This window comes from Ruegeria sp. AB6, from assembly GCF_056542685.1.
The window spans coordinates 328,078-353,909 of the sequence record NZ_JBQGAD010000004.1 but is presented as its reverse complement, the minus strand read 5'-3'; the positions used below and the strand labels follow the sequence as shown (position 1 = coordinate 353,909).

23 protein-coding genes are annotated in these 25,832 nt (G+C 58.6%); 6 read left to right on the top strand and 17 right to left on the bottom strand.

All coding sequences use genetic code 11. The annotated features are described in order from the left end of the window. Window positions 1-5: 5 nt before the first annotated feature. Window positions 6-743 (bottom strand): SDR family oxidoreductase, encoded by a 738-nt coding sequence (locus ACR0DB_RS11645; protein ID WP_480551011.1) that lies wholly within the window; start codon window positions 741-743, stop codon window positions 6-8. Next, a complete protein-coding gene (locus ACR0DB_RS11640; RefSeq protein WP_480551009.1) occupies window positions 740-1,438 on the bottom strand; it encodes a GntR family transcriptional regulator in 699 nt (232 codons plus the stop codon). The genes ACR0DB_RS11645 and ACR0DB_RS11640 overlap by 4 nt, the downstream gene beginning before the upstream one ends. 177 nt (window positions 1,439-1,615) lie before the next feature. On the opposite strand from ACR0DB_RS11640, the gene ACR0DB_RS11635 reads away from it, so the two are divergent. Then, entirely contained in the window at window positions 1,616-2,647 is a 1,032-nt protein-coding gene (locus ACR0DB_RS11635; protein ID WP_480551007.1) for a sterol desaturase family protein, read from the top strand. A gap of 183 nt (window positions 2,648-2,830) precedes the next feature. On the opposite strand, the gene ACR0DB_RS11630 is transcribed toward ACR0DB_RS11635, so the two are convergent. Continuing rightward, window positions 2,831-5,314, bottom strand: coding sequence for a response regulator (locus tag ACR0DB_RS11630; protein ID WP_480551005.1), 2,484 nt, complete (start codon window positions 5,312-5,314; stop codon window positions 2,831-2,833). Between the two features lie 119 nt (window positions 5,315-5,433). After that, complete coding sequence (locus ACR0DB_RS11625; RefSeq protein ID WP_480551003.1) at window positions 5,434-6,465, bottom strand: carbon-nitrogen hydrolase family protein; 1,032 nt, start codon at window positions 6,463-6,465, stop codon at window positions 5,434-5,436. 169 nt (window positions 6,466-6,634) lie between these two features. Here ACR0DB_RS11625 and ACR0DB_RS11620 point away from each other — a divergent pair, with 169 nt between their 5' ends. Beyond that, window positions 6,635-7,582 (top strand): AraC-like ligand-binding domain-containing protein, encoded by a 948-nt coding sequence (locus ACR0DB_RS11620; RefSeq protein WP_480551001.1) that lies wholly within the window; start codon window positions 6,635-6,637, stop codon window positions 7,580-7,582. Between the two features lie 137 nt (window positions 7,583-7,719). Beyond that, complete coding sequence (locus ACR0DB_RS11615) at window positions 7,720-9,450, top strand: GMC family oxidoreductase (protein ID WP_480550999.1); 1,731 nt, start codon at window positions 7,720-7,722, stop codon at window positions 9,448-9,450. Between the two features lie 3 nt (window positions 9,451-9,453). On the opposite strand, the gene ACR0DB_RS11610 is transcribed toward ACR0DB_RS11615, so the two are convergent. The 13 genes from ACR0DB_RS11610 to ACR0DB_RS11550 all read right to left on the bottom strand — a co-directional run bounded on the left by ACR0DB_RS11610 (window position 9,454) and on the right by ACR0DB_RS11550 (window position 23,293). Next, window positions 9,454-10,956 carry an enoyl-CoA hydratase-related protein gene (locus tag ACR0DB_RS11610; protein WP_480550997.1) on the bottom strand — a complete coding sequence of 501 codons (1,503 nt, stop codon included), beginning with the start codon at window positions 10,954-10,956 and terminating at the stop codon, window positions 9,454-9,456. 51 nt (window positions 10,957-11,007) lie between these two features. After that, on the bottom strand, window positions 11,008-11,928 hold the full coding sequence (locus ACR0DB_RS11605) for a helix-turn-helix transcriptional regulator (protein WP_480550995.1): 921 nt from the start codon (window positions 11,926-11,928) through the stop codon (window positions 11,008-11,010). 64 nt (window positions 11,929-11,992) lie between these two features. Further along, window positions 11,993-12,439 (bottom strand): acyl-CoA thioesterase, encoded by a 447-nt coding sequence (locus ACR0DB_RS11600; protein WP_480504021.1) that lies wholly within the window; start codon window positions 12,437-12,439, stop codon window positions 11,993-11,995. Continuing rightward, complete coding sequence (boxA, locus tag ACR0DB_RS11595; RefSeq protein ID WP_480550993.1) at window positions 12,439-13,629, bottom strand: benzoyl-CoA 2,3-epoxidase subunit BoxA; 1,191 nt, start codon at window positions 13,627-13,629, stop codon at window positions 12,439-12,441. The genes ACR0DB_RS11600 and boxA overlap by 1 nt, the downstream gene beginning before the upstream one ends. Further along, the gene (locus tag ACR0DB_RS11590) at window positions 13,626-13,793 is read right to left on the bottom strand and encodes a hypothetical protein (RefSeq protein ID WP_170783010.1); all 168 of its coding nucleotides are present in this window, start codon (window positions 13,791-13,793) and stop codon (window positions 13,626-13,628) included. Before ACR0DB_RS11590 ends, boxA begins: the two co-directional genes overlap by 4 nt. 80 nt (window positions 13,794-13,873) lie before the next feature. Beyond that, a complete protein-coding gene (gene boxB / locus ACR0DB_RS11585) occupies window positions 13,874-15,325 on the bottom strand; it encodes a benzoyl-CoA 2,3-epoxidase subunit BoxB (RefSeq protein ID WP_480550991.1) in 1,452 nt (483 codons plus the stop codon). 33 nt (window positions 15,326-15,358) lie between these two features. Further along, window positions 15,359-17,017, bottom strand: coding sequence for a 2,3-epoxybenzoyl-CoA dihydrolase (gene boxC / locus ACR0DB_RS11580; RefSeq protein WP_480550989.1), 1,659 nt, complete (start codon window positions 17,015-17,017; stop codon window positions 15,359-15,361). 80 nt (window positions 17,018-17,097) lie between these two features. After that, window positions 17,098-17,550 (bottom strand): DUF309 domain-containing protein, encoded by a 453-nt coding sequence (locus ACR0DB_RS11575; protein WP_480550987.1) that lies wholly within the window; start codon window positions 17,548-17,550, stop codon window positions 17,098-17,100. Continuing rightward, window positions 17,547-18,365 (bottom strand): alpha/beta fold hydrolase, encoded by an 819-nt coding sequence (locus ACR0DB_RS11570; protein WP_480550985.1) that lies wholly within the window; start codon window positions 18,363-18,365, stop codon window positions 17,547-17,549. Before ACR0DB_RS11570 ends, ACR0DB_RS11575 begins: the two co-directional genes overlap by 4 nt. Then, entirely contained in the window at window positions 18,362-19,900 is a 1,539-nt protein-coding gene (locus ACR0DB_RS11565; RefSeq protein ID WP_170771677.1) for a benzoate-CoA ligase family protein, read from the bottom strand. Before ACR0DB_RS11565 ends, ACR0DB_RS11570 begins: the two co-directional genes overlap by 4 nt. Window positions 19,901-20,128: 228 nt before the next feature. Further along, window positions 20,129-21,625 carry a TRAP transporter large permease gene (locus ACR0DB_RS11560; protein ID WP_480550983.1) on the bottom strand — a complete coding sequence of 499 codons (1,497 nt, stop codon included), beginning with the start codon at window positions 21,623-21,625 and terminating at the stop codon, window positions 20,129-20,131. Beyond that, complete coding sequence (locus ACR0DB_RS11555; protein ID WP_480550981.1) at window positions 21,622-22,182, bottom strand: TRAP transporter small permease; 561 nt, start codon at window positions 22,180-22,182, stop codon at window positions 21,622-21,624. The genes ACR0DB_RS11560 and ACR0DB_RS11555 overlap by 4 nt, the downstream gene beginning before the upstream one ends. Window positions 22,183-22,264: 82 nt before the next feature. After that, a complete protein-coding gene (locus tag ACR0DB_RS11550) occupies window positions 22,265-23,293 on the bottom strand; it encodes a TRAP transporter substrate-binding protein (RefSeq protein WP_480550979.1) in 1,029 nt (342 codons plus the stop codon). Window positions 23,294-23,540: 247 nt separating this feature from the next. On the opposite strand from ACR0DB_RS11550, the gene pobA reads away from it, so the two are divergent. Genes pobA through pcaH form a run of 3 tightly spaced genes read left to right on the top strand, consistent with a single transcriptional unit; the run spans window position 23,541 to window position 25,830 of the window. After that, window positions 23,541-24,710 carry a 4-hydroxybenzoate 3-monooxygenase gene (gene pobA, locus ACR0DB_RS11545; protein WP_480550977.1) on the top strand — a complete coding sequence of 390 codons (1,170 nt, stop codon included), beginning with the start codon at window positions 23,541-23,543 and terminating at the stop codon, window positions 24,708-24,710. A 26-nt stretch (window positions 24,711-24,736) separates the two neighbouring features. Beyond that, window positions 24,737-25,117, top strand: coding sequence for a 4-carboxymuconolactone decarboxylase (gene pcaC, locus ACR0DB_RS11540; RefSeq protein WP_480550975.1), 381 nt, complete (start codon window positions 24,737-24,739; stop codon window positions 25,115-25,117). Continuing rightward, window positions 25,114-25,830 carry a protocatechuate 3,4-dioxygenase subunit beta gene (gene pcaH / locus ACR0DB_RS11535; protein WP_480550973.1) on the top strand — a complete coding sequence of 239 codons (717 nt, stop codon included), beginning with the start codon at window positions 25,114-25,116 and terminating at the stop codon, window positions 25,828-25,830. The genes pcaC and pcaH overlap by 4 nt, the downstream gene beginning before the upstream one ends. Window positions 25,831-25,832: the final 2 nt, after the last annotated feature.

The following is a 25,832-nucleotide window of genomic DNA, read 5'->3' as shown; positions in this document are numbered from 1 at the left end:
CTGCGTCACCCGCGCCCGATGAAAGGCATGTTGGTGGCCATGACGGTCATGAACTGGACATTCGCCTCAAGCGGCAGATCGGCCATATGCAGAACTGATTGCGCCACGTTCTCGACACTCATCACTGGTTCAGGCTTTATCGACCCGTCCGCCTGCGGCACACCGCCGGACATTCTCGAGGTCATTTCGGACGCCGTATTGCCAATGTCTATCTGGCCGCACGCGATGTTAAACGGGCGACCATCCAACGAGATCGACCGGGTCATGCCCGTGATTGCATGTTTGGAACTTGTATAGGGCGCTGATCCGGGTCGGGGCACCGCAGCCGAGATCGAGCCATTGTTGATGATCCGTCCGCCCTGCGGGTCCTGATCGCGCATTAGGTTAAACGCCCCCCGCGCGCACAGAAACGCTCCATAGAGGTTTACGTTCATCACGGTCAGGAAATCCTCGGGTGGGATATCCCCAATCGGCGCTGCGGGCACATTGTTGCCGGCGTTGTTGAACAGGACATCCAAACGCCCATGCGCTTGTTTGATCTGGTCGTACAGAGCATCAACCTGTGCCGCATCCGTCACGTCGCAGGCCAAAGCCAACCCGCCGCCCATGGCAGCAAGAGTTTCGTCCAGCGGTTCCTGCCGCCGTCCGGTGACCACAACCGTGTATCCGTTTTCGGCCAGCTTCACCGCACAGGCCTTGCCAATGCCAGAGCCGCCGCCCGTCACCAAAGCAATCTTGCTCATGTCCTTTTTCCTCTCTTGGGCGCCAACTTGTCTGGCAGGCGGTTATTGTCTTCATACAACGCCAAATGCGCGCGTATCGCATCAAGGCAAGCAGGCAAGTCGCGGGCGATGGCAGCATCGTAAATTGCCCGATGTTCGCCCCGCGTGACCTGCGAGAACCCGAACCAGGCGATCCGGGATACGGCGTACATTCGAAACGTGTCGTAGACGGACTTGTAGGTCTGCATCAGCAGATCAGATTTGCACGCCCCCAACAATGTGCTGTGAAACACCCAGTCCTGCCGGGACCAGCGCCTGAGAAACGGTTCAATATCATCCGCCTGCTCCATACGCACCTCGATAAATTCAAGGTTGTGATGCGCCGCGTTCAGCGCCATTTCCCATTCGAAATCCCCTTGTTTCAACGCCATTTCAGCCGCTTCGCATTCCAGCAAAAGCCGCAGATGCGCCGCCTGCCGAAACGTGTCTTCCGAATGCTCGACTGCGCGGAAACCATGGTTCTTTTCGTTTTCGACAAAACCTTCTCCGGCCAGCCGCAATAATGCCTCACGAAGGGCTGCGGTGGTGCTGCCGAACTCGACCTTGAGGTGCTGAGGTTTCAGACGTTCCCCAGACTTCCATCGCCCCCAGATCAGCCCATCGCGCAAGCTGTCGTAAATATCCGGCGAGGATTGCAGGGCAGAGGAGTCGTCCATGTCAAAAGGCGTAAGGACAGGTTGAAGTCACGTCAAGATTATTTTGGGAGATGTCTATTTTTTCGCCATTCCAAGACAGTTTCGAAACTTTTGTTGACGGAATGCAGGCTCCTCTCTATCCGAGTATAAGGTCAGTAGCGCCCTTTTTTCCGGGTTTGGGTGTGGGAAGGACATGAAATGGCGAAAAAGCCCAAGATCACGATTGACGAACATGGTCAGGAACGAAACCGCCGTGGTGAATGGTGGTCGGGCCGCCCGGTTTTTCTTGAACCGCTGCTGGACGATCCGCTGAATTTCCCGAAGATATTCAAATGGCTAACCGGTTTTCCGGGGTTTTTCTTTCCGTGGTTTGCCATTTACATGGTCCTGATCGGCGTCTGCTATGTCTGGTTCACGCCAGAACTGTCGCGCATGGAAACTTTCCAACTTGGTTGGATGGGTGAGATTTTCTTGCGCAATCTTGTGCTGATCTGGGTTTGGACTGGGATAATCCACCTGTGGTTCTGCGGTTTCAAAATGCAGGGGCGTCTAAAAAAGTACAACGCCAACTGGCAGGCAAAGAACAACGCGACTTTCCTTTTCGGTGATCAGGTCTGGGACAATATTTTCTGGGCGCAGGTCGGTACACTGATCTGGACCGGTTACGAATGTTTCCTATGGTGGGGCTATGCAAATGGCTGGATGCCCTATCTTGATCCGGCCGAGCATCCGATCCTGTTCTGCCTTCTCATGATGGCAATTCCGTTCTGGCGCAACTTTCACTTCTACTGGATTCACCGGCTGATCCATTGGAAACCACTGTATGACTGGGTACATTTCCTGCACCACAAGAACGTGAATGTCGGCCCTTGGTCCGGATTGGCAATGCATCCGGTTGAACATCTGATCTATTTCTCATGCATGCTGATTCACGTGATCGTACCCAGCCATCCGCTGCACATGATGTTCAACGGGTTCCAGACTGCCCTCGGCCCTGCAGTCAGCCATTCAGGATTCGATGAAATCGTGTTTGGAGATGAGCTGGCCCTGCGCAATGACCGCTATATGCACTATCTGCACCACCGCTATCACAACGTAAATTTCGGCGAAAGCAACGTGCCCCTGGATAAATGGTTCGGCAGCCTTCATGACGGCACCCCCGAAGCTGACGAACATTTCCGCAAGCTACATACTGAGCGCGCCAAAGCCATGCGTGGCCGCCAAGAATGAGCAACACTTTCGCTGCTGCACCTCAGATCGCGGGGGCAACAGCGCTTTATCTGGAATAGAACCCCGCAATCATATAGCCAAGCTGGATCGCGAAGTCTTCACACGCTCTGGCTGCGCTCGGTTGGAAAGGTCTGGCCCAAGGTGTGTTTCCACCAATCGAGCTGTTAAAAAGAGTTCTTCTGCTCACGTTTCCCCAGAACTGGAGGTGAGCAGAATCTCATTCAATTGGGCAAGAATGGTTTCAATTTCGTCCCCACCCTTTTGGATCAGCGTATCGACCGATCCATTCAGGCGTATTCGATCCTCGCTGGATAGGGTTTTGGCGGTCACAATGATGACCGGTATATCTTTCCAGTCGGGGTTTTTCTTCATTCCGGCCAGAAACTCGAACCCGTCCATTTCGGGCATCATGAGGTCCAAGAGGATCACGTCTGGAACAGATTCAGACAAGCGTTGCAACGCGTCCAGCCCGTTGACGGCCTCGTCGATCTGCCAACCCTCCCGGCCGAGGACGCGGCAGATCAATTCGCGGGTTGCAGCTTCGTCTTCGACAACCAGGACAGTCGGGGTTGGTTGCGTTGGGCAATGCTCTTTGAGGGCCTTCAGCAGCGCGACTGTGTCGATCGGCTTGTCCAGATACTCGCTGGCCCCGAGAGACAGGCCCCGTTTTCGGTCCTCGGCGAAAGTCAGCATGATAACCGGGATATTCCCCAGTTCCGGGTCTTCTTTCAGTTTGGACAACACTGCCCAGCCGTCGATCTCGGGCATGAAAACATCCAGAGTGATAGCGTCAGGCCGCGTTGTCCGTGCTAGTTCCAAAGCCTCATCACCGTTGGTCGAAGCCAGCACGCGATAGCCTTCGCGAACCAGACGTCGCCCCAGCAGATCATGCACAGTCGGATCGTCATCAACCAGAAGAACAAGCGGCGCGTTTGGATCGCTGTTCACGCTGCCCTCGGTATATTCGGCCCGTTGCAACAGATCAGCGGACGGGTCCTTGCAGATGCGCGGTAGCCGGATGGTAAAGGTCGACCCTTCACCCAACGTGCTGTCACAGTAAATATCGCCGCCCAGTTGCTCGCAAAAGGCTTTGGTGATCGACAGACCCAGCCCAGTGCCGCCATAGTTGCGCGTGGTCGAGGAATCGGCCTGTGTAAAGGCGTCGAAAATCCGGTCAACCTGCTCCGGTGACATACCTATCCCATGGTCGGAGACGGCAAATTCCAATTGACCGCCTTCGTTAGACTCCACGACCGACAGCGTGATCTTCTGGTTTTCGGTGAACTTGCAGGCATTGGACAGCAGGTTCAGCAGCGCCTGTCGGACCTTTGTCAGGTCACAAACCATCTCGCCGATATCTTCGGGGCACGAGATTTCCAGCGTGTTGTCGTTTTTCTCGGCCAAAGGTTGCACCGTGGTACTGACGTCGTTGATCATCTGAGAGATGTCGAACGTGTCCAGAGTGAACTCCATCTTGCCCGCTTCGATCTTGGACAGGTCCAGAACGTCGTTGATCAGCGCCAGTAGATGTTTCCCTGCGGACTGAATCTTTTTCAGGTCGTTCAGGTTGGCTTCATCATTCTGGTCTATCGCTTCTTCAAGCATCAACTCGCTATAACCGATGATGGCGTTCAGGGGCGTGCGCAGCTCGTGACTCATATTGGCAAGGAACGAACTTTTGGTTTGACTGGCCGCCTCGGCAATGTCGCGGGCGACGCGCAATTCACTTTCGACCCGTTTCTGTGTGGTGATGTCGCGGCCGTAGACATTCGCGTAGCCCCCATCCGGGACCGGCCAAAGCAACAGCGCGTAGATCAAGTCGCCGGCGGCATGTTCGAAATCCTGCCGCTCGTCCTCGGTCATGCCGCGCGAGACCCGCTCGCGCCATTCGGCTGCGACCTGCGCGCCAACCTTGAAACCCAGCGCCTTGATCAATGGTGCGCTGGCCCGGTTGGCGTACATAAGCTTGCCCTCATCACTGATACGCAAGACTGGGTTGGGGTTCTCTTCAGGGATGCGAGCAAGTTCACGTATCCGACCTTCGGCCTTAAGTTGTTCGTTCAGCGCTTTGGTATTCGCCAAACTCAACTTGATCCCGTTGATTGCGCTTTTTCTGGTCAGGAACGTGAGCTGCGTAATCGCCAAAACCGTGCCCAAGATTGTGAGCGTGTTGAAATACCACTCCAGCGGTCCCCACAGCAGCATGGACAGCCAGGTCAGAAACAGGACCGGGCTGGAGAAGCCCCACGTCACCCTCAGCGAAAAAGTCGTAGAACCGCCAAACGCGCCGATAAAGGCGAACAGATACAGAACCATCTGCTCGTGCGGCGCCAAAACCGGCATCATGAAAAAATTGAAGCAACCCCATGTTGTTCCAAGGATCACGGAGGTAATGAGGATAACTTTCAAGCGACGTTTCGAGATCGACTTTGGCCTGGGCTTATTACGCAGCGCGTAATAACTTTTCATCCCCATTACATTCATGGCCAGCAACAATGCCAAAGATACGATCGCGGGAAGCGTCAGGTTTGCAGGGCCGAACTGCAAAATCATAACGACAAAAGCCATCAGGAAAGACAGTGCAAATACAGGCGTCGTCGACGCAACGTCCAGTGCCTCGTGAATTCGCAGCTCGCGTTCGTAGTCTTTGTCCTGCCCGTCCTGCACGCTTTTTCCCCCCAAAAGCTCGCCAGCATCTGGTCACAAGATCAGGTGTATCCTTCCCCTTGCAAGGATTATCTGCCAAACGCGACCAATTGTGTTCAATGCGCCGGATCAGGTTCGTATCATGTCGCGGTTTCGGCACCGTCCTGCGTTGTTTGTGATGCGGTCCGACCATCTGCGCCCGCAAATTCGCGCGAGTCTTCATTGTCAAAGGCCATGACCGGCGGGCTGGGTTTGTTGTTGAACATCAGTCGGAACACGTCAGGGCGCGAATAGTGCCCACATGGATCGGCGGCCGCCTTGCCAATGGCAATCATGTTCAGATCGATCTCGGCAATCACCAGCCCCTCTTGGTCCGGCGGGATGACCTCGCCCAAAGGCGATCCGTCAGGGCCAAAAATCCGCGCATAACCACCGCCCTTCTTCAAAAGCTGCTGCTTGACCGGTGTATCGCACAGCGCCTCGACCATCTCATCGGACACGGTTGCACAGGCGGCCAGCACGAAGCACTGCCCCTCGACCGCGTAGACCTGACTGGCGGCGGTATTGACCTCGGGGCCCAGGGCATAGGCCCCACCTTCATAGACCGAAAAGCTGGGCCAGGCGGCGATGTGGATCTGTTCGTTCTGCGCAAACATCGCGTATTTGTTCAAAGGCTGAATATGTTCCCAACAGCACAAGGCCCCGACCCGGCCCAGATCGGTGTCATAGACCACCATGTCGCTGCCATCACCTTCGCCGTAAACCGTGCGCTCAACATGGGTGGGTTTCAGCTTGCGCCGACGCGAGATGACCTCGCCATCCGGCCCATAGTGCCACTGACCCATGTAAAGCGTGCCGTTCACGTTCCACGACAGCCCCATCACCACATGCATGTTGTTGTCGCGTGCGGCTTGCGCCAGCCGTTTATCCTGCGGGCTGCCCGCCACGATCGAGTTTGCCGCGTATTTCGGCACCAACGGCATGTAAAGCGCGGTCGCATCCAGCCAGATGTACCAGGGATAACCGGGCAGCCAGGTCTCAGGGAAAGCGATGATCTTAACGTCCTGCGCGGCGGCCTCTTCGATCAGTTTGATCGCTTTGTCGATCCCCGCATCCAGGTCAAGAAAGGCGGGAGCGGCCTGAACGGCGGCGGCTTTAAACGGGGCAGTCATGGCAATCTCCTTCAGTATCGGTCGGTTCTGATCCGTACTGTGGCACATCTGCGGGTGGCCGATTTCTCAATCTGGGCGGAAAGACGGGTCAGAATGGGCGACATACCGGCAAGGTTTCTTGAAACAACGGTTTCATGATAGAAAACTGACGGGAGATGGGGTTTCCAACATGACGTCTTTGCTCAGCACCAATAGCGTTCGGCGGAAAGACAGGTTTGCATTCTGGCGCGAGGCGGTTTGCGACGCTTACGTTATGCTCGATTGCCACTGCGACCGCCCCGAGGCCTTCGACGGCGAGATCTCACTCAACCGTATGTCGCGCCTGTCCACATCCTTTGTGACCGGCAGCCAGCAACTGGTGCGCCGCCGTCAAAAGGACGTCTCGCGCGCCAGCGAGGAAAGCTTTCTGATCAGCCTGCAAATCGCCAAAGAGGGCACCATCAGCCAATGCGGGCGCGCGGCTCATCTGCGGCCCGGCGATTTCACACTCTACAGCAGCACGGATCGCTACAGCATCGACCTGCAGGACGGGTTCCGTCAGTTGGTCGTCCAAATCCCGCGCGAAGACCTGCTGGCCCATCTGCCCAATGCGGATCAGTTCACCGGGATCACAGTGTCCGGCAACAGCGCCATCGGGCGCGTTGCAGGGGCCAGCGTAGTGCAACTGGTCGAGGCCGTGGATACTGCGGGCGAGGCCGTGCAACACGCAATGCAGACGACCATCCTTGATCTGTTTGTGACCGGTTTGGCCTCGCTCGGGGAAACAGCGTTCGAGCTGTCCAAGCCCGAACAGCAGATTCTGTTGCGCGCCGATGCCGCCATTCTGGCCAATCTGCGCGATCCGTCTTTTGACCGGAACGTGCTGGCGGCCGGGATGGGCATGTCGGTACGGCGGTTGACCGAAATTTACGGACGGGACAACCGGTCGATCTCGTCCACCATCCGCAAGATGCGGCTTGCCCGGATCGCCGACGACCTGCGAAACCCGCGCTGCGCACGCATGTCGATCAACGAAATTGCTCTGCGATGGGGGTTTGGACATCACCAAAGCCTGACCCGGAACTTCAGAGCGCAATACGGAATGACGCCCCGCGACTACCGGATGCGATGCGCGTGACCCTCGGGGTCCTGTCGCCGCACTGAAGGAGTTTCCGACCCAGATGGGGTTCGCCCCGTTCCAAACCGGCCCTTTGGCCGGACCAAAAGACATGACCGTTGCGCAGCAACGGACCGTTTGAAAACAGGGAGAGACAGATGAAATTGAAGCCAACTTTGGACCTGCTGGCCGGAGATATGTTCAACGCGCTACAGGCGGGTCTGCTGCATGGCCGGATCAGCCGCCGCCGGTTTGTTCAGCTGGCCCTTGCCACAGGGGCAAGCGCTTTGGCGGTTCAGGCTACGGCGCAAACCCTGGGCGATGCGGCGATCACTCAGCGCTACAACGCACAGGCACTGGCCCCGCAATATGACTATATCGTCATCGGATCAGGCTCGGGCGGGGCCGTCGTTGCAGGCCGGTTGGCCGCTGAAACCGACGCCAGCGTTCTGGTGCTTGAGGCCGGAGATACCGACCGGATCGACGCGGTGCTGAACCCGCTGCTCTGGCCCACAAACATCCGGTCCGAGCGGGATTGGGGTTACACAGCGGATCCCAGCGATGCCGTGAATGGCCGCTCTCTGATCCTGCCGATGGGAAAAGTTGTCGGCGGCGGGTCCTCGATCAATGTGATGATCTGGGCGCGCGGGCACAAGAATGACTTCGATTTCTGGGCCGCTGAAACCGGAGACGACGCGTGGAACTATGCCTCGGTGCTGGAGATCTACAAACGGATCGAGGACTGGCAAGGCGCGCCCGACCCTGACCGACGCGGAACGGGAGGGCGCCTTTACGTGGATCAGGTGCGCAACATCAACCCCTCGGCCCAGTCCTTTGTCGAGGCCTGCGGGACCGTGGGCATCCCCGCCTTCGAGGACATGAACGGCGCGATGATGGAGGGCGACGGCGGCGCGGCACTGGCCAATGTGCGCATCCGCGACGGTCAACGCCTGAACCTGCCCGCCTCCTACCTGTGGGAGACATTGGCGCAGCCCAATATCACGCTGTTGACCGGGGCGACCGTGCATGCGCTGACGATGGATGGCACCAAGGTGACGGGTGTTACCTTCGAAAAGGATGGTCAGGTTCAGTCTATCACCGCCGGATCTCAGGTGATCCTGTCGGCGGGGGCCATCAACTCACCCCGCATCCTGATGCAATCGGGGATCGGCCGGGCGCAGGATTTGAAACCACTGGGGATCGAGGTCAAACACGACCTGCAAGGCGTCGGTCAGAATTTTCAGGATCACATTCTGGCCGCCGGGTGCATCTGGGAATACAACACCCCCCTTCCCCCCGCCAACAGCGCCGCCGAGGCCACGTTTTTCTGGAAATCCGATGCGGCGTTGGACACGCCCGACCTGCAACCGTTCCACATCGAGGTGCCCTATGCATCAGAAGTCACCGGCGCGCAGACCGAGGTTCCGCCCGGTGCATGGACCATTGCGCCGGGTCTGGTGCGCCCGCAAAGCCGCGGCAGTGTGCGTCTGACCAGCGCTGACGTGACCGCCCCCCTTGCCATCGACGGCGGGTTCTTGCGAGAAGAGGCCGACCTGACCGCTCTGACCACCTGCATCGAGCTGTGCCGTGAAATTGGCAACGCCGCGCCGATGGCCGAATACGCCAAGCGCGAGGTGATGCCGGGGCCACTGGACAAGGCCAGCCTGAAGGATTTCGCCTGCAACGCAGCAGGTACCTATTTCCACCAAAGCTGCACCTGCAAAATGGGCCGCGATGAGATGTCCGTCGTCGACGGCAATCTCTCTGTTCATGGGCTTGAGGGGCTGTCCATCGCCGATGCCTCGGTCATGCCGCGCGTTTCAACCGGCAACACGATGGCGCCCACCGTGATCATTGGCGAACGGATGGCGGATATCCTGATCGGCTAAGCCTTAGCCGGGAAAGCAGTCGGACAGGGAAATACCCTGTGCGGCGCAAAGCCGCAGGGACGGGCTGGCCGCCCAGGCCAGGCTGTCTTCTTGCGCGTAAGTCTCCAGTCGCGCCAGAAGGGTCGTGGCCCCGATTGTGTCTGCGTAGTGCAACAGCCCGCCGCGCCAGCGTGGAAAGCCAAGTTCTGTCACGCTGGCACAATCGATTTCGCGGGCCGCGGTTGCGATGCCTTCGTCCAACAGGGCGACCGCTTCGTTGATCATGGCGCTCAGCAGCCTGTCCGTGATCTCATCCGCGGCGTAGTCGCAGCGGGTGATCTTGGCAAAATGCGCCTCTTCCAGCGCGAGGTCAGCCACAATCGGGTCCTCGACCTTGCCGCCCCCGCCGGGATAGCGATACCAGCCTGCGCCGACCTTTTTGCCCAGTTTGCCCAACTCGATCATCCGGTCGGCGATGGGAACATATCGCCGGTTCGGGTCGCGCGAGGCGTTTTCGCGGCGATTGGCAAGGGCGATGTCCACACCGGTCAGGTCCTGCGCCTCGTAGGGGCCCATGGTATAGCCGAATTCGACCATGGCCTCGTCCACCTCCCACGGGGTCGAGCCATCCATCAGCACCGTATCCGCCGCTTCGTGGTACCGGGCAAGAATGCGATTTGCGATATGGCTAGTGCTGGGGGTGTCCCGCCACCGCGCAGCGCGTTCGGCAAAGAAGAAATGGCGCAGGGCACGGGCTTGTGTGCCTTGCCGCAGGTCGAAAAACGTCGCGCGTTCTTGGGCCATTGCGTCCGACAAAGGAGTTGTGGCGGACAGGGCCACCAGATCAATCGCCTTTGGCGGCGCGATCTGGTGGGGCATCCGCTGCGCGACATCGGCGCGCGCAGCCGCAATCGCCGTATCATCTGCGGCGGGCCGGTCCCGTAATCCGGGCGGTAAAGACAGCTCCAGCGTGCCTACATCCAGATGCTGCGCAACATCCACCGGGTCCTCTGCGATACCGTCCACTAGCCCCAAGGCTTCGGCCTCTTTAACGGGTACGGGTTTGCCGGTTGCAATCAAATCAACCGCCGCCGCAATCCCGATCAGGCGCGGCAAGCGTTGCGTGCCGCCCGCGCCGGGCACCACGCCCAGCGTAACCTCGGGCAGGCCAATCCGGACACCCGGCGCCGCGATCCGATAGCGGCAGGCTAGCGCCAGCTCACACCCACCGCCCAACGCAACCCCCGTGATCGCCGCAACCCACAGCACGTCCGAGGCCTCGATCCCATTCAAAATTTCCGGCAAATGCGGCGCAACCGGTGGTGCGTCAAACTCTCGCGCATCCGCGCCCGCAGCAAAGGCGCGCTGCGATCCATGCAGCACCACCCGCGACAGACCTTTCTGTGCCTGAACCCAAGCCAACGCATCCCACAGGCCCTGCCGAACGCTGAGACCGATGGCATTCACAGGCGGGTTGTTCAGCCTGACAAAACCGACGGCCCCCTGACGCCAGACATCCACGGCCATCATCGGCTCCTTCTGCGTTATAGTTCACTTATGTAAGGATATAAACCTAGGTCACGCTTCCAACAGCTTTTGCGTCCGGATCATCGTCACCAATTCATCCAGCGACTGGTCCAGCGCCCGCCCCGACGTGTCCAGCATGAACCGCGCCTGCGCATAAAGAACCTCGCGGCTGGCAAGGATCGAAGTCAGCTGCTCCATCGCGTCGGCATTGCCCGCCATGGGCCGCTCATCACCCTGCGCGCGCACCCGGTCCATATGCTCCTGCGGCGAGGCCTTCAGCCAGATCGTATGGAAACTGGATAGCAACTTGTTGAGCGTTTCAGGCTCGGACACGATGCCACCGGCCACGGCCAAGATCACGCGGTCATAGTTTTCGATCACTCGGTCCAGCGATCCAGCCTCAAGCTTGCGGTACCCTTCTTGCCCGTAAAGGGCGAGGATTTCATCAATCGGCATTCCGCCGTGCAGGGCGATTTCCTTGTTCAGCTCCAGAAACGGCGCATCCAGTTGTTCAGCGGCCCGTTTGCCCAGCGTCGATTTCCCGGCACCACGCAACCCGATCAGACAGACGCGCTGTGCCCGACCCGCCTGATCGCTGTCGGGTGAAAGGGCCTGCAACACCTGATCACGCGTTTCGCTGTCGGCGGCAGAGAACAATTCGGCCACGCGCAGGCTGGTGGAGTTCCACGGGTCTTCGGCACCCACGAACCACTCGATCCGGTGATCCAACGAATGCGCCACACGTTGCAGCAACCCGATCGATATATTCCCCGTCCCGGATTCAAGCTGCGCCAGATAGCGCTGTGACACGCCCGAGCTTTCGGACAGAACCCGACGAGAAATGCCCTTGCGTTCACGCGCGCTCCGGACCCGTTCGCCCACCTGCACCATCAGCGCCGAGATGCTGCGTTCGATCTCGGATTCCGTGTCGATCTGGGTCGACACCCCGCTGAAGGTTGTAATTTCCGCCATGTTCCGCAATTCCGAATGTGTATAATAATGCACAATACGTTCGCCGGACCAAAAAGGAAAACGGTTATGTCCCGGTCTGCCCGGCGTCATGCAAAAACGGAGCCAACAGGTCTTGGATATCCTGCGGCGGTTGGCGTTTTTCAAACGCGTCCGCCACGATGAAGACGCTGACCGTTTGGGCCGAAAAGCATATTTGGCTGTCCTGTTCGCCATCGACGCGAAACGTGATGGAGGATGTGCCCAACCGACTGGGCCATACGTGACAGGCCAGCGTGTGCCGGGGCGTGACCGGCGCTTTGAAGTCCATCTCAAGTCGGACGAAGGGCGTGCCGACATTGCGGTCCAGTTCCAGCTGGTACCAGCCCTGACCCAGATGCTCTTCCCACCAGGCGTTGATCGCATCCAGCGTGAACCATGGCAGGCGCCCGGTATAAGCGATGCGGGCTGGGTCGCAATCGCCCCATGTCACCCGTATATCATGTCGATAGGCCGAGGCTGGCCGGGCCGACATCAATACGTCTCCACGTGGTACCGACCGGCGTCGCGCATCTGGTCCCGTAGCGCGGTCCAGTCCTGCCCTACGCCCGCCGCAATTTCGGTCAGGGCCTGCTCAACCCCGTCCTCCATATCCCTAAGGCCGCAGATATAGACATAGCTGTTGGAGTCTTGCAGTAAGTCGGCGACGATGTCCCGTTTGGCCAGCATCCTGTCCTGAACATATTCCTTGTCCTGACCCTCTTGCCGGCTGAATACCAGGTGCTGAACCAACAGCGTCTTGGGCACTTTCTGCAACGGCCCGAAATAGGGCAAACTGTCGGGCGCTCTCGCCCCGAAGAACATCGTCATGCCACCGTGGATCGTGCCCACCTTGCGCTGACGGCGCATGGTAAAGGCGCGCATCGGGGCCGAGCCGGTGCCGGTACAAATCATCAAGATACGTGCGTCGGGATCATCAGGCAGCAGAAAGGTCGACCCGAATGGACCTGTGACATTGACCGCATCACCCTTTTTCAGATCACAGACATAGTTCGAGCAAACGCCGCCCTCTTCGCGTTTGACGGTCAGTGAGACATTGTTGAAACCGGGCCGTTCGCCATCCCGCGGGCTGGACACGGAATAGAGCCGCGGCAGATGCGGTTGCCCCTCGCCTGTGGTTCCGGGCGGAATGATCCCGATCGACTGGCCTTCCAGAACCGGCATAGGGTGACCTTGAAAATCCAGAATGATATGGCGCACATCACTGTCCGAGGACGCCTCGGTCAGGCGGTAATTACCCTGCACAACGGCCTGAACAGGTTTACCCAAATTGTACAGGTTGATCGTGGGTTTCGATGCCGTGGCCGGGGCCTTGGACTTGCCACCAGCACCCTTATGGGCATCGGCCAGCAACGCGGCCATCGCATCATCCAGCGCCTCTATCCCGGTGTCGGCGTCATCCGAGCCCAGATCCTCCTGTTCCGGCAACTCCTCCCACTCATATTGCTGTTCCAGGCTGTAAGGTTCGGTCACCACGCGCCATTCGTCGATTGAGCCGGTCGGACAGACCGGGATGCAATCCATGCAGAAATTGCACAGGTCGGCGTTTACAACCACGTTGTTGTCGTCATGTTCGATGGCCTGTTCGGGGCAGGTCATCTCGCACGTGTAACAACGGATACAGATTTCCGGGTCGATCAGGTGCTGTTTGATGGGTTTGTTCATGATTTATGCCGTCGCTGGATAAGGGCGGGAAGGGTCATGGCGTCGATAAGTGCAGCGCAGATTCCGGTGCAGGTGTCACAGCCAAGACAACGCCCCCGGATCACCGAGTGATTGGGCTGTATCTCGGCCTTGTCTGCGCTGAGTGCGGAACGTTCCGCTGCCATCATCCATGTCCTTCCCGCGTTGGCTGGCAAGATGCGGCGGGCAGAGGGGGTCCCCACTACCCTGCCAAACAGGCCCAAGATCAAGCCATGTGCAGTTTCACATATTCGAAATCGCCGGGCTTATTGTCGATCCCGACCTTCGGGGCCGAGATCCAGCCTGCGTATTTGCCGGGCTCATAGCACGGCACCATAAGCGACTGGATATAGGCCCCATCTTCCTTGGACGGCAGCCATTTGTCGGCATTCGCGGCCCATTCCGCTTCAGAGATGATATCACCTTCGGGATTGGCCTTGATCGCGGCAAAGACGCCGATCTGACGGTGGAACGCCTCGTCTGGCAGGGCCAGATTGAACTCGATCCCGGCTTTCTGAATGATCTTGTTCCAACGCCCGACGCCGCCCGAGGCATCGCGGACATAGTCGTCGCGCAACCGCATGTTGATCGCCGTCAGCGCGGGCACATCCTGCGTCACGATCGCCCCATCAACAATGGATTTCACTGTATAAGTGTCGCTTTGCAGCATGTGGTCGTCGTCGATACGGTTCTCCATATACCGGCCCTTGATACCCGCGTTGAAGGCGTTCGCGGCATTGGTCGAGACCTCCTGTCCGAATAGGTCCAGCGACAGCGAGTAGTGCAGGTTCAGTTTTTTCTGGATCGTCGGCAGGTCGATCACGCCCAGATCGCGTACTTTGCCGATATCGTAGGGGTCGGTCAAACCGGCCTCGTTCATCGCCTCGCAGGTGCGTTGCACGATACGGCTGACACCGGTTTCGCCCACGAACATATGGTGGGCCTCTTCGGTCAGCATAAAGCGACAGGTCCGGCTGAGCGGGTCAAACCCAGATTGCGCAAGGCTTTCCAGCTGCATCTTGCCGTCTCGGTCAGTGAAATAGGTGAACATAAAGAAGGATAGCCAATCGGGTGTTTCTTCGTTAAAGGCGCCCAGCATCCGCGGCGCTTCTTCGGAGCCCGAGGACCGGATTAGCAGGTCATCTGCCTCTTCCCGGCCATCCTTGCCAAAGTATTTCTGCAGCAGATAGACCATCGCCCACAGGTGACGGCCTTCTTCCACGTTGACCTGAAACAGGTTCCGCATGTCATAAAGCGATGGCGCGGTCAGACCTAAGAACCGCTGCTGTTCGACCGAGCCCGGCTCGGTATCGCCCTGAATGACAATCAAACGTTTAAGCATGTTGCGGTATTCGCCCGGCACCTCTTGCCACGCTTTTTCGCCCTTGTGCTCACCCATAGGAATGATGCGCTCTTCAACCTGCGGGGCCAGCAAAACGCCCCAGCGGTATTCCGGCATTTTCACATAGTCGAACTTGGCCCAGCCTTTGGGGTCAACACTGACGGCGGTCCGCAGGTAAACCATCGAGTCCTGAAAATTCTGCGGGATCAGCTTGTTCCACCAGTCGATATAGCCGGGATGCCATTTCTCAAGCGCTTTCAGAACCTTGCGGTCCTGGCTCAGGCCGACATTGTTGGGGATCTGAGTGTCGTAACTTACGTTGATGACGTCTAGCATGTCTTTCTCCTGATGAAGCTCGGGGGGAACCTGTCACACACGTTCCATGTCATATTCGCCGCGCAACCCGGTGCCGTACCGTTGCAACGCGCCATCGGGACCCACCGCATTGGGACGGTTGAAAATCCAGTTCTGCCACGCGGTCAGGCGGCCAAAGATGCGAGTTTCCATGGTTTCGGGACCGGCGAAACGCAGGTTCGCCTCCATCCCGGTCATCGCATCAGGGCTGAACGAGGCGCGCTCTTCCTCGAAGATGCGGATCTCGTCTTCCCAGTCGATGTCATCCAGGATCATCGTCACAAGGCCCAACTCGTCGGCGGCTTCGGCATCCAGCGCGGTGTTTTTATGGTCTTCCATCTGGCCAGCCGCATCGGGCGTGCCATAGAACCGGGTTTCAAGCCGGGTCAGATCATTGCCCATAGGCAAAGGTCCGAAATTGGCATCGGTCAAAGTGACCGTCGCCAAGGGACGATTGTCGCCCTCGAACTCGTCTTCCATCATATACGTACGATCCACCGCCCACAGGATTTCGGCCAGAACACCCGTAAAGCACGAGCCATGTTCGACCAGCGCGGACATCGACCGCGAAGTGACGTCGATCCGTTTCAGTAGGCGCTTCCAATATTGCAGCACCTCATTAGCCAACCAGTGATCGCGATTGGCCAGCAACAGCGCCTCATGCGCCTGAAACAGCTCGGGGTCGCCTTGGGTGCGGAAGACCAGCAGGCCCAACTCCATTTCGTTCAGGCGCAGATGCAAGATGGCATCGTCCAGTTCGCGTGCCAGCCGCAACAGATAGGCCTGATCCCCTTGCGCCGTGAACGCGGCCATGTCCTGCGGCGCGTCGGCATCCGGGCCGCTGATCGTTACGGTCGCCTTGCGGACATCCCGATCAACAGCCACTTCAATCAGGCTATACGTGACCGAGCCATCTTCGCCGACCGTCTTGTCCATCGGACCCAGAACAACCCCGGCAGCATCCGGCTTGGACATCGCAGCGGCGAATTCGCGGGCACGTTCTTGCACGGTGGCGTCGAACTTGGAGTTCGGCACGACCTCATCCACCAGACGCCAATCCAGTGCCCGCTTACCTTTGACCCCTTCTTCGGTCGAGCAGAACACATCGGCCAGATCGCGCCGCACCTTGCGTTTGTCCGTCACCCGCGTCAGCCCACCCGTGCCGGGCAGAACCGCTAGCAGCGGCACCTCGGGCAGTGCGACCGAGGAGGTGCTGTCATCGGTCAGCATGATGTGGTTGCAGGCCAGCGCCAGCTCATAACCACCCCCGGCGCAGGCGCCTTTGACGGCAGCAATATATTTCTGGCCACTGTCTTTTTCGGCGGCTTCGTAGGTGTTGCGCGTCTCATTGGTGAATTTGCAGAAGTTCACCTTGTGGCTGTGGGCAGCCCCCCCGAGCATGCGGATATTCGCGCCCGCGCAGAACACCCGGTCCTTACCGGATTGCATGACAACCACTTTCACCTCGGGGTGCTCAAAGCGCATCCGTTGCACGATATCGGCCAGTTCGATATCGACGCCCAGATCGTAAGAGTTCAGCTTGAGTTGATACCCCTCGAACAATCCCTGATCCTCGTCGACATCCATAAACAGGTTCGCAACCGGCCCATCATATTCCACCCGCCAGTGGCGATATTGCGATGGATCGGTCTGAAAATTGATGACCTTGGTCATGTGCAACTCCTAAGTTCAGTCATGCAGAATAGTGCGCTGCATGTATCGAGTAAAGGAATGAGTGCAAAATAACGCATCTTCTAGATACATTTTTTGCCCTTCTCATCCCCCAATTCTACTATTCTGTGCATTATCTTGCACATTTCACCATGCAAACCCAGAACAGCCCCTCCTGCCCGGTCCATCGCCTCGCGAGCCAGATCGTCGGATAAGGTCATTAGACGCGCCATCGCGCGAGGCTGCCCCATCCGGCCTTTCAGACAGGCGTTTGCGTATTGAATAACCGCCTGCACCATCAGACGTTCTGGCGAATTGGGCGGGCAGGCCAGCCAGACGGCCTCGAGCACCTCATGCGCCTCCCAAAAATACCCTTCGCTCAGAAAGGCCAAGCCGCTGGTCCAGGCAGATGTACCCACCAGATCAGACGGCGCAACATCCGACAGGCCGGTTTTCAGAGGGTCAAACAGACCTTCGGGGTGACGCTCTGTCTGACCCGGTACGTAAGCGTGTGGTGGCCAACAGTCGCTGATCATGCCATTTCAGGCATTGCCTGTTCCAACCGCTCAAGCCGGGCGGTGAACTCTGCGATTGCTGTCAGGGTTGCTGTGGGTTGATCAAATTGAGGGGCGTGTCGACAATTGTCCAGTATGGCTGTTTCGACCGGGGCATAGCTGCGGGTTTCAACCTCGGCAATCTGAGCCAGTGTGCCATACTGATCATCACGCCCCTGAATCGCAAGCGTCGGAATGCGCAGGTAGTCGATGACATCCGCCACGTTCCAGTTGCGGAAACCGGGGTCCAGCCACGCATCACACCAGCCATTAAACATCGCCGCCGGGTCGCGGTGATAAGACGCCAGCCGCCCTGCTAGGTCGCCGGTATCAAACGCCTCCCGCGCGGCGGCAATCGAAGCCAACCCCATCTCTTCGGTAAAGAAATGCGGCGCCATCAGGATTAGCCCCCGCACCCGCTGGTCCGAAACCGAACCCGCATAGATCGCCGCAATCGTCGCACCGTCGGAATGGCCCAGCAGAACCGCCCGCTGAATGCCAGCCTGATCCAGAACGGGACCTAGAACCTGCTGCGCTTCGACGGTCATGTAGTCCAGCGGGCGCGGCAATTCTGCTGGATCGGATTGGCCATAGCCAGCACGGGAATAGGCCAGAACACCAAAACCGGTTGCCGCCGAAATCTCGGCCGGGAAATCCCGCCACATCGCTAAACACCCCAGCCCTTCGTGCAGCATCACGATGGTCGGCGCATCCTGTGGCGCAGGGCCCCAGATGCCGTATTCCAATTCCCTGCCGTTCACATCCATGCGGCCCGAGCCGCCATCCTGCCAGATCATGCGGTTTCCCTCAGTTTGAAACGTTGGATTTTGCCGGTTGCGGTTTTGGGCAGATCGTCCACCACCTCGACCCAGCGCGGATATTTCCACTTGCCGATCCGGTCTTTGACAAAGTCCTTCAGATCCCCGATCGCATCCGCGCTTTGACCATCTTTCAGAACGACAAAGGCGCGGGGCTTGTCCAAGCCTTGCTCGTCGGCATGGGCCACAATCGCGGCCTCCAGAATGGCGGGATGTTCGATCAGCGTCTGTTCAATCTCGAACGGGCTGACCCATATGCCGGACACCTTGAACATGTCATCCGTGCGCCCGCAATAGATATAGCGACCCTCGGCTGTGCGCTCATACTTGTCGCCGGTCCGGGTCCAATGCCCTTCGAAAGTCGCGCGCGATTTCTCGCGCCGGTTCCAATAGCTTTCGGCAGAGGAAGGACCCCGCACCAGCAACTCGCCCACTTCGCCATCGCCCACCTCGTGATCGGCTTCGTCGACCAGACGCACGTCATAGCCCGGCACTGCCGTGCCGGAGGTTCCATAGACAATGTCGCCGGGCCGGTTTGACAGGAAGATATGCAGCATCTCGGTAGAGCCCACGCCATCTACGATCTGCGCGCCCATATTCTTCTCCCATGCTTCGCCCACCTCACGCGGCAGCGCCTCGCCAGCCGATGTACACAGGCGCAGATTTGGTTCGCTTTGTAGATCGCCCGCCTCGAACCGCGCATTCATCGCGGCAAAGAAGGTGGGCACGCCGCAAAACAGCGTCGGCTTGTGCGCGGCGATGATCTGAAACGCCACATCCGGCGTTGGGCGGCCACCCAGCAGGATCGTCGTTGCCCCAACCGACAGCGGAAAGGTCAGCCCGTTGCCCAACCCATAAGCAAAGAACAGCTTGGCGACCGAGAACACCACGTCCTCTTCCCGGATACCCAGCACCTGCGCCCCGAATGTGTCGGCGGTAGCCCGAAGGCTGGACTGCACATGGCGCACACCTTTGGGCAAACCCGTCGAGCCCGAGGAATAGAGCCAGAACGCGGCCTCATCACTTTCCGACGTAACGGTTTCCACTGGCGTGGCCCCATCCATGAACGCCTCAAGGCTGGTGGTGCCATCGGGCGCGTCGCCTATGACAATCACCTGCCGCAGATTTGTGTTGCCTTGGATCGCAGGTGCGACCGTGTCCCACATCTTGGCCGATACGATCAGGACCGTCGCGCGGCTATCGTTCAGGGTCGCGGCGTAAACCGGCGCGGATAGCAATGTGTTGATCGGCACGGGAATGGCCCCGGCCTTTATCGCGCCCCAGAACAGGATCGGAAATTCGATCTGATCCAGCACGACCATCGCGACGCGCTCTTCCCGGCGCACGTCATGGCGCGCCAGCGCGCCCGCAAACCGTGCGCTTTCCTCGGCCAAGGCGCGATAGGTCAGGGTGCGTTGCTGTCCGTCGGCCTCGTGAAATGCCACTTTGTCACCGCGCCCTTCGCGCAGGTGACGATCCACAAACCAAAGGGCTGCATTCTGGTTTTCTGACACGGGTTCCTCCTCCCCTCGACAGGCCAGCGGCTGCTTGCCGGAAAAACAATCACCCTGCTGCGCGACCCATCTCCCCTATGGGTCGCCTCGTTCGGGGATCATTCGAATCGAGGTTTTTGGAAAATTCCGCCTCGACGCCTGAAATATGCGTTATAATGCACATCTCCCGGATATGTTTGCAACAGTGTTTTTTGCGTTTGTGCATTTTCTTGCACAACTCAGCAAAGGTCAGCCAAATGGGATCAGGAATAGGGTGATCGCCGGGAACAGCACCAAAAGGACAACACGCAGGATGTCAGATCCGACAAAGAACAGCACGGCCTTGTAGGTCTCGGTCATGCGGGTTTCACGGTCCATCGTGTTGATCACAAACAGATTCATCCCGACCGGCGGCGTGATCAACCCTACCTCTACTACGATCAGCACGAGGATACCGAACCAGATGGCTGTGCGCTCTTCGGCGATGCGGTCCGCCATGCCTTGTGTGATGCGGATATCGATCTCTTTCTGCAAATCGCGACTAATCTCGGCCCCCGAAGCCATCAGGGCTTCGACTTCAGCAAGAATCTCAGGAGCGATGTCGGCAGCTCCGGCCATCGCAGCACGGGCTGCATCATGTTGCATCGCGATCAGGTCGACCAAGCCGAAATCCAGCACAGATATGACCGGGTAAAAGATGGGAATCGTCAACAGGATCATGCTGAGGCTATCCATTACGCAGCCCAGGATCAGGTAAAACACTAGGATCAGAGCCAGAATTGCCCAGGGGCTGAAGCCCTGGCTCAACACGAAATTCGCCAGTTCCTGCGGCACATTCGTCAGCGCCAGAAACCCGTTATAAAACCCCGCGCCCAGAATGATGAAAAAGATCATCGCGGTGGATTTGGCTGTGGTGGTGAAACTGTCTTTCAGCGTCGACCATGTCAGCCCCCCATTCGCAAGCGCGATCAAGCCAGTTCCAGCCGCCCCTACAGCGGCGCCTTCCGTGGGCGTGAACCACCCCGCATAAATGCCACCAACAACGCCGCCAAAGACAACGAGCACGGGCCAAACGTCCAGCAACAACCGAAACCGTTCACGGTAGGGCACGGCAGGACGGGTTCCGGCGCTGTCTGGGTAAAGGCGCACATAGACCGAGACGGCAATCACATAACCCAAAGCCGCCAGAACGCCGGGGATAAATGCGGCCAGAAACAGCTTGGCGATATTCTGTTCGGTCAGGATCGCGTAGATCACCAACACGACCGAAGGCGGGATTAGAATACCCAACGTCCCCCCTGCGGCCAGCGTGGCGGTAGAAAAGCCACCGGCATAGCCATACCGACGTAACTCAGGCAGCGCCACGCGCCCCATCGTGGCCGCCGTTGCAAGCGACGATCCGCAGATCGCCCCGAACCCCGCGCAAGCTCCGATCGCGGCCATGGCCACGCCGCCCCTGCGGTGACCCAGAAAGCCCTCGGCAGCCTTAAACAAGGCCGTAGACATCCCGCCCAGTGTGGCAAAATACCCCATCAGCAGGAACATCGGCACAATCGACAGCGAGTAGCTGGAGAAGGTCGTGTAGGTCTCGGATTTCAACCGGCCCAACGGAATGTTCAGGTTTCCGGTGACGGTCACGATGCCGACCAGACCGGTGACGAACATTGCCAACCCAATCGGCACGCGGGCGAAAATCAACAAAAGCAGAGCGGGAAAGGACAGCAACCCGATGGCGAGATCGCTCACGGCAGGAGTTCCTTTCCTGTCGCGCATTCGCGGATGCGGATGCCCGCCATATAAAGACCAACGACCGCCGCCACTACGGCTGCGCAAAAGCTGGCGGCGTAACCCCACCAGACGGGGAATTGCAGGATAAACGTATTCTCGCCAAACCGTAGCTTCGCCATCATGCCCCCAAACAACTGCACCGCTATCAGTAACAAAACGGCGGCAAAGACCACCTCGGCCAACATCCGCAAGATACGGTCAACCCGAGGCGATAGTTTCGAGGTAAAAATATCCACGACCGCATGACCCGAATTCAACTGGCAGAGCGGCAGAAAAGCAAAGATAGCAAAGGCCACACCCGCCTCGACAATCTCAAAATCGCCATTGATGGGCCCGACGCCCAACCCTAGCGCCCATTCGGAAAAGCCCGGTGCAACCTGCCCGAGCCACCCATGCAGCAATGTATTGAGGGACCGGCCCAGAACCGAGATACAGATCAACAAGATCAAAGCCGTCAGAACCGCCCCGCCCAGCAATGCCATGCCGCGCGCCAGCTTTTCTATCGTTTGGTGCATATCCCCTCCACCAACGGTGCCGATGCAGATTTTGGTGTAAATACCGCGCGGCGCTCAGACTGCGCCGCGCGGAAGGTCCGGCTTAGCTGCCGTACTCGTTCATCAACGCTTTGGCCCGATCGATCAGGGCCTGACCGTCAATGCCCTTTTCGTTCATCTCGGACAGCCAGGTGTCATAGACAGGCTGTGCGGCCTCGGCCCAGGCGGCGGATTGTTCGGCGTCCAGAGTCACCACGTTATTGCCGCGATCCAGCGCGATTTCACGTGCGGGCTCATCATAGGCCTGCTGGACTTCGCCTGCGAACATGGAAAACTTCAAACCCGAGTTGTCGTCGATGACAGCTTTTAGGTCATCCGGCAGTGCGGCGTATTTATCCTTGTTCATGGCCAGAACGAAGGTCACGGTATACATCATCGGCCCGGTGAATTCGGTGTGATTTTCCACCAGTTCCGGCACTTTCAGCGCCTTGGTCACTTCCCACGGAATGGTCGTGCCGTCGATCACACCCTTGGACAGCGCCTCGGGCACCGCGGGCACAGGCATACCCACCGGGGTCGCGCCCAATGTGCTGAGCAAGGCATTGACCTGACGCGAGGCGCCACGGATTTTCATGCCGTTGAAATCGTCTGGTGTCAGAACCTCTTTGTTGGCGTGGATCATGCCGGGGCCGTGGACCCAGCCACCCAGAACCTTAACGTCCGAGAATTCACGCGCGGCGATGTCTTCTTCCAGCAAGGTCCAGAACGCGGCCGAAGCGGGCTTGGCGTCATTCACCAGGAAGGGCAACTCAAACACTTCGGTCGACGGGAAGCGGCCCGGCGTATAACCGATGACGTTCCAGGTCATGTCAATCACGCCGTCGATCACCTGATCCAGAAGTTCCGGCGGCTTGCCGCCCAGTTGCATCGAGGGATAGCGGGTGATTTCGATGCGTCCGCCCGAATCCTCTTCGATCTTGTCGGCCCAGACGTCGATGATTTTCGATGGAATCGTCGCCTGCGCAGGCAAGAAGCTTTGCAGGTTGAATTCATACTCGGCCGCGTTTGCCGCCGTTCCCATGCCAAGGGTCAAAGCCCCCAACGCCCCGATGAGCGTGCGTTTGATCTTCATTGGTTCCTCCTCCTCTGCGCGGTGCGCCATGATGCAGTTTAATGCATAACATGCATAATATCGCAACTTTTTTGTCGCTGTTTTTGTCGCAAGGTCAAAGCCTTTGAACCTGCACGGTCCGTATCCGGCAATCGCATAGGGTCATGTATGGCCCCCTTATGCTTTAATCGCAACGGTATGCTGGCATCCATGCGTTGCGAAACCCTGTCTGCAATGCAATCCTGCGCAGCGGGGACAGGAGGATCAGATGCGGACACAAGTTCTTGTGATCGGCGGCGGGCCGTCAGGTTTGCTGTTGTCACAGCTTCTCGCAACGCAGGGAATCGACAGCATCGTTCTGGAACGTCGAACAAAGGACTATGTGCTGGGACGCATCCGCGCCGGTGTGCTGGAACAGGGCTTTGTCGACCTGATGGATCAGGCAGGCGTCAGCGCGCGCCTGCACGCTGAGGCAATTGAACATAGCGGCACATTGATCGCGGTCGAAGAGGATTGCTTCCGAGTCGACTTCCAGCACCATACCGGCACCCCGGTTCTGGTTTACGGCCAGACCGAAGTGACCCGCGACCTCTATGACGCGCGCGAAGCCGCAGGTGGCGCGCTGATCTTCAACACCGAAAACGTCACCATTCATGACGCCGAAACCGACGCCCCCTATGTGACCTTCACCGCCGATGGGCAAGATCAGCGCATCGATGCGGATTTCGTCGCGGGTTGCGACGGATTTCACGGGGTCAGCCGCCAAACCATTCCGCTGTCGATCCGGCGTGAATACGAAAAGATCTATCCTTTTGGTTGGCTGGGCATTCTGTCCGAAACCCCGCCTGTGCATCACGAATTGATCTATGCCTCGTCCCATCGTGGCTTTGCGCTGTGCTCCATGCGCAACGAGGCGCTCAGCCGTTACTACATCCAATGCTCCCTGTCCGATCACCCCGAAGATTGGACCGATGCCGCCTTTTGGGCCGAGCTGAAACGCCGCATTCCACAGGAATATGCCGATCGCCTTGTAACCGGTCCGTCGATCGAAAAATCCATCGCGCCACTGCGTTCCTTCGTGACCGAGCCGATGCGCTGGGGGCGGCTGTTTCTGTGCGGGGATGCGGCGCACATCGTGCCCCCGACCGGGGCCAAGGGGCTGAATACGGCAGCCTCGGACGTGCACTACCTTTTTCAAGGTTTGAAGGACTATTACCGCGACGGGTCTGAAGCCGGGATCGACGCTTATTCACAAAACGCTCTGGCGCGGGTTTGGAAGGCCGAGCGGTTCAGTTGGTGGTTTTCATCACTTCTGCACCGCTTTCCCGACCAATCCGAATTTGACCTCAAAATGCAACGGGCCGAGATTGACTTTCTGCGCAGCAACGAAGCCGCGCAAAAGGCGATGGCCGAAAACTATGTAGGGTTGCCCTATTGAAGATGACCGACGAAAAGGGGAACGCGATGGATCGCCATGCAACCGGCATGTCCGTGCGCCGCAAGGTTCTGGGCGACGCCCATGTGGATCGCGCCGAAGCGCGCAAAACCGCCTTTGACACGCCGTTTCAGGACATGATCACCGAAACTGCGTGGGGCACGCTGTGGGCGGACGACACGATCACCCCGCGCGAACGGTCTATGATCACGCTGGCGCTGCTGGCCGCGACGCGGAACTTTGACGAGATCCCCATGCATGTGCGCGCCTGCGCCAATACCGGGGCTTCGAAAGACGATATCCTTCAGGCTTTCCTGCACGCCGCCGTCTATGCAGGCGTTCCCTGTGCCAATCGGGCCATTGCCCTTGCCAAACAAACCTTTTCCGAGATGGAGGACATGGCGGAATGACCCAGCTTTTCCCACGCGACCGGGCCTGGCATCCGCAAGCCTTGGACCCCAACTATAAAACCAGCGTGACACGGTCTCCGAAACAGCCACTCTTGTCACTGGAAGGGACCGCAAGCGAGCTGTCCGGCCCGACCTTTGGCCATAGTGACATCGACCCGCTGGACAATGACTTGCTGCGCAATTTCGCAACAACCGGTGATCCGGTGGGTGAACGTATACTGCTGCACGGACGGGTGCTGGATGAAAACGCCCGCCCGGTGCCCAATACTCTGGTCGAGATCTGGCAGGCCAATGCAGGCGGGCGGTATCGTCACAAGAAAGATACCTATCTGGCCGCCATCGACCCGAATTTCGGCGGCTGCGGTCGAACGCTGACCGATGATCAGGGTTACTACCAGTTTCGCACCGTCAAACCCGGCGCTTATCCTTGGCGCAACTGGGTCAGCAGCTGGCGGCCTGCGCATATTCACGTGTCAGTCTTCGGAACCAGCTTTGCTCAGCGCCTGATCACGCAGCTTTACTTTGAAGGCGACCCGCTGATTGCCAAGTGCCCGATCATCAACACGATCCCCGACCCGCGCGCGATTGACCAACTGGTGGCCGCGCTGGATATCTACGCCTCCGTTCCCTTCGACTGTCTTGCCTATAAATTCGACATCGTGCTGCGCGGGCTGCGGTCGACCTATTTTGAAAACCGGCCCGAGGGGAACTAACC